Consider the following 3,787-nt stretch of genomic DNA (forward strand, 5'->3'; position numbering starts at 1 on the left):
CGGCCAACGAGCTGCCAATATCATGACTTTAATCCAGTCAGCAAAGCTGAATGGACTGGATCCGTATGCCTATTTAAATGATGTGCTGAAAAGGCTGCCGACGCATAAAGTGACCCAAATAGAAGAATTACTGCCACACCGCTGGAAATCCGACCAAAATTAAAAAATAGGCATGGGATTCAGCGGACGCTTACAAATGCCGGTACGGGATTGCATATTAACTTGCTTTAAGCCCAATAGGGTTCGTCTTTTTTTGATTTGCTGAAGTAAAGATTCATTCATTGTAGACACATTTATTTCTTTTAGGTTCTATAAGAAACATATTAGTTTCTTTTTTTTGAAAAGCATTTATAATTTTATTATTTCGATCTGTAAAACAGCCCTAGCTACGTAGTGATCTGAAATCATTCTGAAAATACAGTTAAAATACGCGGTTCAATTTAACTTATCTCCTTACGGAATTGGCAGAAAGATTGTCGATGCCGGATCTGAACTGTCGACAACTCTCTGGCAAAAATTCCTGGCAGCCCTGCATTTAACTGCCTAGCACAATCCGATAATAAATAATAACAAACCCGCCGCGCAGTTGGCATACAGTAAGTAAAGAAGTGGTTGACTGTGATCATAAAAATAACATCTCAAGCCGGAGGGAAACTAGATGGCCAAGTATAGTGATATCAATAGTTTTAATACCTTAGAAACATTAACCGTCGGTTCAGAACACTATCAGATTTTCAACTTATCCAAATTGCAAGTGCAGTTGGGCGACCTGTCCCGGCTGCCAAAATCTTTAAAAGTCTTGCTGGAAAATTTACTGCGTTTTGAAGATCAGCTTACGGTGAAAACCGAGCATATTCATGCGCTGGCAGGGTGGTTAAACGACCGAACTTCAGAACAGGAAATCCAGTATCGTCCGGCACGGGTACTGATGCAGGATTTTACCGGTGTTCCCGCAGTGGTTGATCTTGCTGCGATGCGTGCAGCGGTGGCCAAAGCCGGCGGTGATCCGGAAAAAATTAATCCGTTGTCACCGGTGGATTTAGTCATCGATCACTCGGTGATGGTCGATTACTTTGCCAGCCCGCAAGCTTTTGAGCAGAATGTCGCAATTGAGATGCAACGCAATGGTGAGCGCTACCAGTTTCTGCGCTGGGGGCAGGCGGCACTTAATGAGTTTCGCGTGGTGCCGCCAGGAACCGGGATTTGCCACCAGGTCAATCTGGAATATCTGGCACAAGTGGTCTGGAGCAATGAGGTTGATGGGCAGCGCTTTGCCTTTCCTGATACCTTGGTCGGTACTGACTCACATACCACCATGATCAATGGCTTAGGCGTGTTAGGTTGGGGGGTAGGCGGTATCGAAGCGGAAGCGGCCATGCTGGGTCAACCGATCTCCATGCTGATTCCGGAAGTGATCGGCTTTAAGCTCACCGGTAAACTCAAAGAAGGGATTACAGCAACTGATCTGGTGCTGACCATTACCCAGATGCTGCGCCAAAAAGGCGTAGTTGGAAAATTTGTCGAATTTTATGGCGATGGCCTGGCCGATTTACCCTTGGCTGACCGTGCCACTATTGCCAATATGGCACCCGAATATGGTGCTACCTGTGGCTTTTTCCCGGTTGATGAGGTGACGCTTTCCTATTTACGTTTAACTGGACGTCAGCCCGAAAGAATTGCCTTGGTAGAGGCCTATAGCAAGTTGCAAGGATTGTGGCGCAATCCGGGGGATGAACCCGTCTTTACAGACACTCTGGCTTTAGATATGTCGACGGTAGAAGCCAGTCTGGCGGGTCCGAAACGTCCGCAGGATCGTGTGCTATTGTCGCAAGTGCCAAAAACCTTTGCTGCCTTCATGGATCTGACCTTGAAACCGGTCAAAGAAGAAAAAGAGCGTCTGGAAAATGAAGGAGGTGGAGGTACGGCTGTTGAAGCGAAACAGGCCAACCTGCCACATGAGAATCCTTTTTGTATGATTGAGGGTAAAAAATATCCGTTGCAGCATGGCGATGTGGTGATTTCAGCCATTACCTCCTGTACCAATACTTCGAATCCCAGTGTCATGTTGGCAGCAGGGCTATTGGCCAAAAAGGCAATCGAAAAAGGTTTGCAGCGGAAACCTTGGGTGAAAAGTTCACTGGCTCCAGGTTCCAAAGTAGTTACCGATTATCTCAATGCAGCAGGGTTGACGCCTTATTTGAATCAACTGGGTTATAACCTGGTGGGTTATGGTTGTACCACCTGTATTGGTAATTCGGGACCTTTACCTGAAGCGATTGAAGAAGCTGTGCAATGTTTTGATTTGAATGTAGCCTCAGTGCTTTCCGGAAACCGTAACTTTGAAGGACGGGTGCATCCTTTGGTGAAAACCAACTGGTTAGCATCTCCACCCTTGGTTGTTGCCTATGGTTTGGTCGGGAATATTCGAACTGATCTCACTGCTGAGCCGATAGGTGAAGGCTTTGATGGCCAAGCGGTTTATTTAAAAGATATCTGGCCGACACAGGTGGAAATCGATGCCGCACTGCAGAACGTGAATACCGAGATGTTTCATAAAGAATATGCGGAAGTGTTTGAAGGCGATGCCAAGTGGAAAGCGATCCAGATTCCACAAAGTCAAACCTATGCTTGGGATGAACAATCAACCTATATCCGGCATCCTCCCTTTTTTGCAGAAATTGATCAGCCGGTGCGACCAATTCAGCCGATCAAACAGGCACGGATTTTGGCTATATTAGGCGATTCAGTCACGACGGACCATATTTCCCCGGCGGGTAATATCAAAAAAGATAGTCCGGCCGGCCGATATTTGCAGCAACAGGGGGTTGATGTAAAAGACTTTAACTCTTATGGTTCCCGCCGTGGCAACCATGAAGTGATGATGCGAGGTACCTTTGCCAATATCCGCATCAAAAACGAAATGCTGGGTGGAGAGGAGGGTGGCAATACCCTGCATATTCCAAGTGCAGAGAAGCTCTCGATTTATGATGCGGCAATGCGCTATCAGGCAGAACAAACCCCACTCGTAATGATTGCTGGGAAAGAATATGGTACCGGTTCTTCACGTGACTGGGCGGCCAAAGGCACCAACCTGTTGGGGGTGAAAGCGGTGATTGCTGAAAGTTTTGAGCGGATTCACCGTTCCAATCTGGTTGGCATGGGGGTGTTACCTTTACAGTTTGTAGAGGGTCAAAACCGGCAGATCTTGAACCTAACGGGCCATGAAACACTGTCAATTTTAGGCTTGTCGGATGATATTCATCCGCATCAAATGCTGAAAGTAGATGTGCAACATACCGATGGTACGTGTAGCCATTTTCAAGTGTTGTGTCGTATTGATACCTTGAATGAGGTGGAGTACTTTAAGGCCGGTGGGATCTTGCACTATGTCTTGCGCAATTTGCTCGCTTCCTAAATTGAATGATGAAAGCCCGATACCTACCATAATGCCGGTCAGTTAAGAATTGAAAAACTAAAATTATGCTCAATTAAGACATAAATTTAGATCAATTTAAATTCAAATATAAGGAAATTTAGATTTGTTTTTCATCCAAATTTCCTTAACTGACTGGTATTAATCTTTTGATGGGCCTCTTCATAATCTAATGGAGAGCGCTGACCATTGGAACTATGCCTACATTATTAGGTGTAGATATCAAATGTGAACATAGATCTAATCTAATTTATTCATCATATTCCGCAAATATTTCGTAAGCGTCCGCTGAACCCCATGCCTATTTTTTTAATTTGAGTTGGATTTCCAGCGATGTGGCAGTAATTCTTCTAT

Annotated in this window: 2 protein-coding genes and 1 pseudogene; 2 read left to right on the forward strand and 1 reads right to left on the reverse strand. The window is 45.3% G+C overall.

What is annotated here, in order from left to right:
* Positions 1 to 163: transposase domain-containing protein (locus GVV58_RS14955; RefSeq protein ID WP_171502654.1), on the forward strand; the 163-nt coding region annotated here is incomplete at its 5' end.
* A 23-nt stretch (positions 164 to 186) separates the two neighbouring features.
* Here GVV58_RS14955 and GVV58_RS14960 read toward each other — a convergent pair.
* A pseudogene (locus GVV58_RS14960) lies at positions 187 to 282 on the reverse strand (transcriptional regulator); the annotation flags it as partial.
* Between the two features lie 376 nt (positions 283 to 658).
* On the opposite strand from GVV58_RS14960, the gene acnA reads away from it, so the two are divergent.
* On the forward strand, positions 659 to 3,415 hold the full coding sequence (gene acnA, locus GVV58_RS14965) for an aconitate hydratase AcnA (protein ID WP_159516851.1): 2,757 nt from the start codon (positions 659 to 661) through the stop codon (positions 3,413 to 3,415).
* The last annotated feature ends 372 nt before the right edge of the window (positions 3,416 to 3,787 follow it).

The sequence above is a fragment of the Acinetobacter sp. 18QD2AZ41W genome (assembly GCF_009829025.1).
In the GTDB taxonomy this organism is placed as follows: Bacteria; Pseudomonadota; Gammaproteobacteria; order Pseudomonadales; family Moraxellaceae; genus Acinetobacter; species Acinetobacter pseudolwoffii.

Coding starts and splice junctions, on each gene's coding strand:
- acnA (WP_159516851.1), top strand. CDS start 659: ATGGCCAAGTATAGTGATATCAATAGTTTTAATACCTTAGAAACATTA.